We start from the raw sequence: 5,372 nt of genomic DNA on the forward strand, positions 1-5,372 counted from the left end.
GCCGACGACCTCGGCAGAAACTTTTTGATACGTTTAAAACTCAATTATTAATCCTTTAAAATTAGTATTATGAACAAGATCACATTTAAAAAATCCATTTTCAGAGGAATAGGACAAACCGCGCTATTGACCGCCTCCGCACTACTGCTCTTTGCCTGCTCGAACGATGACGATGACAACCCGATGCCCGTCGAGGAAGAGGAAACAATTACCACCATGACCATAACCTTGGCGCCGGAAGGTGGTGGCGAGGCGATAACCTTTCAATCAAGGGATTTGGATGGAGATGGGCCCAATGCCCCGGAGATAACGGTATCCAATTTGGCTGTGAACACTTCCTATACCGGTAGTATCGAACTTTTGAACGAAACGGAATCACCGGCAGAACGTATAACTCCGGAAATACAGGAGGAAGATGAAGACCATCAATTCTTCTTTGCGCCTACAGGTTCTTTGACAGGAACATCGTATGCGGATTCGGACGGGAATTCAAATCCCGTAGGACTTATTTTTAGACTGAATACCGGGGTTGCCGGTGACGGCTCACTGACCGTAACCCTTCGCCACTTGCCCAAAAAACCGAATGATGGTACTTTGGCCGACGCCGGGGGTGAAACCGACATCGCACAAACCTTTGATGTTCTTGTAGAATAAGGCATCGGTGGGAACCTATTGGGAACAAAACCCTAAGTGGATGTTGGCATAGCACCCGATCATTACCTTAGCTCGTACCAATCCACATCGGCCAAGGTTTCCCTTCTGCCTTTGCTTTTAGGCGGATAGTTGGTCACCAGATAGTCGACGATAATAGCTTCGTTCTCGCCCAAAGGCCATAAGTTCTGCGTTTTCTGCATCCAGCGGATGGTGGCGTGCCAACGTTCTGCGCCCATCCGGTTTTGCATGACCAATTTGGCGGAATGGCAACTGGTACAATTGTTTACGGTCTCCTGAAGTCCCGGTGCATCCACAAGGCCGGTTCGGACGTGGATGCCGTCTTCGATTCGGTCTGGGTCGTCATCGGAGAAAGTTGTGTACTCATTTTCCGCATTTTTATCGGTATCCGTATCGCCGTAATTCAAATAGAAAATGACGATGCCCGAAACTAACGCCAAAACGCAGACCACTATCAAGAAACGGTAGATCCGTCTTGAGCTTTTCCAGAATTTATTTTGTTCCGACATATCAAGTGTTTTTCAATAGTACATCGAGCACCGAGCCTCCCGCACCGGACATCACCCTATCTTCACCGCAATGCGATGGCAAGCATTGTTCAAATAGCCTTTAGGATTCCATCCTGGCAATACCATGGGCTGCGAAACTCCCTTGGCATCCGTTGCTCTGGCCCAGACTTCGTAGTATCCGTTTTTCGGAAAATCGATTTTTGCGGAAAAATGTTGCCAAGCCAAGCGATTTACAGGTTTTTCGATAGGACAGTCTTTCCAGGTCGCCCCGAAATCGATGGAATATTCCATTTGGGCCACTTCCAGTTCCCCGGCCCAGGCATGACCGCGGATGTTCAAGGATTGCCCTTCCTTTAGCATCGCTCCCGATTTAGGATAGGTAATCAGGGATTTGACCGGCATGGATTCGATGATGCACATTTCCTCATCCTCCACCTCCTCGCCAGGCGCAACAGGTTCGCAAGGCACGCGATAGGAATCGCCGTCCATTTTTTCACCGTCATGTACGATATTTCGGACGCTTATCCTGTTCAACCATTTCCCCGACACCGAGGCCGGCCATCCGCCTGCCACCAGGCGTAAAGGATACCCGTGTGCCAAGGGAATATCGGCGCCGTTCATCTGAAAGGCCAAGAGCGTCTCGTCTTGCATTGCTTTGGACATTGGGACACCACGGGAGATCGGTTCGGTATTGGGATTTTGGCTCAAATGTGTATCCGCAGCATGGTAACCGATGTAGACGGCATCCGGTTTTACGCCGACATCCTCTAAAACATCCCGCAATCGCACGCCCGTCCATTTTGCACTCGAAACGGCGCCGATAGTCCATTGATTGCCATTGGCCGGAGGATTAAATTCGCTGCGGCCATTGCCTCCGCATTCCAGCGTAAGCTGATACGTATGGGTCTTGAACTTGGACTTCAGTTCTTGAATCGTATACGATTTTGATTGTTTTACCGATTCACCGTCAAATGCGAGGGTCCAAGTAGTAGCGTCCAAATCTTCGGGAACAAGACCATTGTTACGGATAAACATAGCGGAGTTGGGCGTAATCTTATCGTCCAATAAATGAGCCTGGGCCTCGATATTCCATGGTTTATCGTTTAAAATGACCATTTCCTTATTTTTATTGAACATTTTGAACGGATCCGGGTCTTGAAGGCCGAGCGGTAGATAGTGGTCGGGTAGTGTATTGCCGAATACGATATCAGTGCCCAATAGCGCGGTCATGGAAGCCAATGTGGCCTTCTGAACGAATTTTCGTCTTTGCATAGCTTGCGAATTTCAACCCTAAAGTTAAGAATAATCGATAGTAAAGTATCGTTTTTCAAGCTATACTTGCATCCGAACAAAAAAAGCGCCGCCAATATATTGGCAGCGCCTTCAAACCTAAAAAATGAAAATCAATTATGCTTTAATAAACAGACTGGCAATGGCCACGGCGGTATCGGCGGTTATCGGCTCATCATATGCCTCGGTTGAAGAATCGAATCCGAACGGATCTCCGTCACCTAATGTGGTCACATCGACGCCGCCTTGCGTTACATTTTCCTCGCCATCGTAAACGGCCTGAGTTGCTTCGGGCATTCCTTCGCCTCTTTCGTTGCCGGTAATCCATCCTTTTAATCCTCTCAATCTCCTGATTTCGGAAGCATGTCTTGCCTCGACGGAGTGGATCTGTAGAGCGGCCGTTAAAAACGGAGTACCCTGAAGATTGGTCGCCTGACCTTTATAAGCCCTAACGCCCGTATCTTCAAATGCCTGTGCCAACGCAAGTAATTGTGCATAGGCAGTTTCTAAATCGTTACCGTTTTCAAGAAAGGGATCGAACATCCCTCCGGCGGTAAAGTCGAACTCCGGTTTGGCGACCGGTTCTACGCCTGCACCTTCCAACCCAGCGATTAAAAAGTCGACGTGCGCCGCCTCATGCTTGGCGATTTGCTCATAAATGGTTCGAGGCCTTCCATCGGGAAGTGACACACAATTGATGGCCCGTTGGTAGAACTCATCCTCCAGATATTCCAACGTCAAGGCTAATTGAAGCGCGTCAACGGCAGCGTTGCCAGAGTCCTGTGCAAAGATTTTGGCGGGCATGGCAGCCAAACCAAACGGAATGGCGGATAGGACGGCCTTTTTTCCCAAAGAACCGAAAGTTCCGAACATATCCCGTCTCGAAGAGGTTTTAGCGACCAAGTTGTCGGTAGTAAATTCATCTAAAAATTGTATAAGATTCATAATATATTATTTTATAGTGTTAGTAGTCGTTTACGGTAAAAAATTCGCGGTGAATGCGGTCTTTACATAGCCTAATCCAGCAACCGCGGCAAGCACTTGGGAAGGGTCTAAAGCTCCATCCAATGCGTTATCCACGCTGACCACATCATCTCCCGCAAAATCTGCGGAACCGGGATTTATCAGTGTTCTGATGGCTGAGGCGTGTCGCGCTTCTACCGAAACGATCTTACCGGCCAAAACCAAGTACAACGGGTTCGTTAATAATTTACCGGCACCATTATAAGCGACTACTCCCGTATCTTCCAAAGTTCTCGCTATGTTCAATACCTGGTCCCTGTTTCCGAAGTCCAGATCACCATAATCAAATTCTAGATCCGGAAGTACCAAATCGGTATTTCCCTCGACGGCTGCGGTAATGGCCGCCCTGAAAAATTCGCGGTGGTTTACCTCATGGTTGTAAAGGTCGGTCAACACCGTTCGCTCCTCCTCAGAAATATTCGCATAGAAACCGTTCACCACTTTCGTGTAAAAATCGGCTTCCAATTGTTCAAGGGCATAGGCATAGTTTAAAACACCCAAATCGCCTTCACCCAAATCGAAAATGCCGTTTTCTTCCGGCGTCATGTCATCGTCATCATTGGCAATAGGTTTGGGCTGCGTTTCGGGCAGTTGAGACATCTCGTCCTTACTACAGGCCATCATCAGGCCGGCACCGGCTACCGCCAATCCCCCCATCTTGAGAAACTGTCTTCGGGGATTTCCGGAGTTTCCGTTCGGTCGGATGACCGTAATCTTCTGTTTTTTCATAATGATCGTGTTTTTAAGTTAATATTCCTGTTTATAATACTTTTGCTTATTAGTATCAACGTAAGGTAGTGGGAGGCGGTTTTAAAAAAGGACTCTTTTTAATAAAAAATTAACGTTTTTGAAATACTATGTCGAAATTTATAACCGCCGTAACAACATCCGATATTAAAAAGAAAAATTGTCAATAGGTTTCTTTAATCGTTTATCTACAGGTTTTTCGTGTTTTAAAGCCAATCGGAGTAAGGAATGGGACTTTTCACCGTCCGACATAGTGATCCGATCCCCTGAAAACCAGTTTTGAACGATGACCGGGGACAATTATTAATGGGCAAAAGACGTCCATACCATCCTGATTATCGTATTTTAAGAAGAATTCTTAAAACAGATCCCATGAAAATGAAACTTATTTTACTCCTGTTTGCAACGACCGTTTTTTCCTGTGGGGATGATAGTACCGTAAGCCCTGACGGCACAGACAATACCAACGAACCCGACGAAACTGAAGAGCCTACTTTCAATCCCCCCAATGTTTTAGGGATGGATTATACCAAGAGTAAGGTTTCCGTCGACGATACCTACGCCGCCTTGAGAACTACACTTGAAGCAAACCCCAACATCTCGATTGTAGCCGAGGTGGATCATAAAGCCAATGCCGCTTCGGTGGACTTGACCCTTAACCCCACTAAGATTGTTTTCTTTGGAAACCCGAATCTGGGAACGCCACTTATGCAAAAGAACCAACTGGCGGGACTGGACCTGCCCCAAAAGATATTGGTGTATCAAAATGAACAGGATGAAGTTTATGCCGGATTCAACAATACCACCTATCTATCGACACGTCACAATCTGGAGGGCGTCGAAACCCTGCCGATGATCCAAGGCGCACTTATCAACCTCAGCACCGGCGCAAGCCAAGATTCGATAGTCGCTGCGGAAAATAGTACGGCGGATTTGGAAGAAGGCATTATCACCAAAACCGTTAATGGCAGCTGTGATGAAGCCTATAGCCGACTGCGGGCGGCTATAGAGGGCAATCCTGCATTGAAAATCATTGCAGAACTGGACCATCAAGCCAATGCGGCCAAGGTCGATTTGGAGCTCAATCCCACCCGCATCATCATTTTCGGTAATCCGAATTTGGGAACGCCC

The 5,372-nt window shown here is 47.4% G+C and carries 6 protein-coding genes; 2 read left to right on the plus strand and 4 right to left on the minus strand.

All coding sequences use genetic code 11. The annotated features are described in order from the left end of the window. Positions 1-69: 69 nt before the first annotated feature. Positions 70-654, plus strand: coding sequence for a type 1 periplasmic binding fold superfamily protein (locus tag ACEW8S_RS00950; RefSeq protein ID WP_373516321.1), 585 nt, complete (start codon positions 70-72; stop codon positions 652-654). A 62-nt stretch (positions 655-716) separates the two neighbouring features. Here the strand turns inward: ACEW8S_RS00950 and ACEW8S_RS00955 are convergent, their stop codons facing one another. The 4 genes from ACEW8S_RS00955 to ACEW8S_RS00970 all read right to left on the minus strand — a co-directional run bounded on the left by ACEW8S_RS00955 (position 717) and on the right by ACEW8S_RS00970 (position 4,223). Next, a complete protein-coding gene (locus ACEW8S_RS00955; RefSeq protein WP_373516322.1) occupies positions 717-1,181 on the minus strand; it encodes a monoheme cytochrome C in 465 nt (154 codons plus the stop codon). Between the two features lie 51 nt (positions 1,182-1,232). After that, entirely contained in the window at positions 1,233-2,453 is a 1,221-nt protein-coding gene (locus tag ACEW8S_RS00960; protein WP_373516323.1) for a sulfite oxidase, read from the minus strand. Between the two features lie 135 nt (positions 2,454-2,588). Beyond that, a complete protein-coding gene (locus ACEW8S_RS00965; protein WP_373516324.1) occupies positions 2,589-3,416 on the minus strand; it encodes a ferritin-like domain-containing protein in 828 nt (275 codons plus the stop codon). Between the two features lie 30 nt (positions 3,417-3,446). Beyond that, positions 3,447-4,223, minus strand: coding sequence for a ferritin-like domain-containing protein (locus ACEW8S_RS00970; RefSeq protein WP_373516325.1), 777 nt, complete (start codon positions 4,221-4,223; stop codon positions 3,447-3,449). Positions 4,224-4,613: 390 nt separating this feature from the next. Between ACEW8S_RS00970 and ACEW8S_RS00975 the strand changes: the two genes are divergently transcribed. Next, positions 4,614-5,372: DUF302 domain-containing protein (locus ACEW8S_RS00975; RefSeq protein ID WP_373516326.1), on the plus strand; the 759-nt coding region annotated here is incomplete at its 3' end.

Origin of the sequence: Pricia sp., from assembly GCF_041745955.1 — a bacterium.
In the GTDB taxonomy this organism is placed as follows: domain Bacteria; phylum Bacteroidota; class Bacteroidia; order Flavobacteriales; family Flavobacteriaceae; genus Pricia.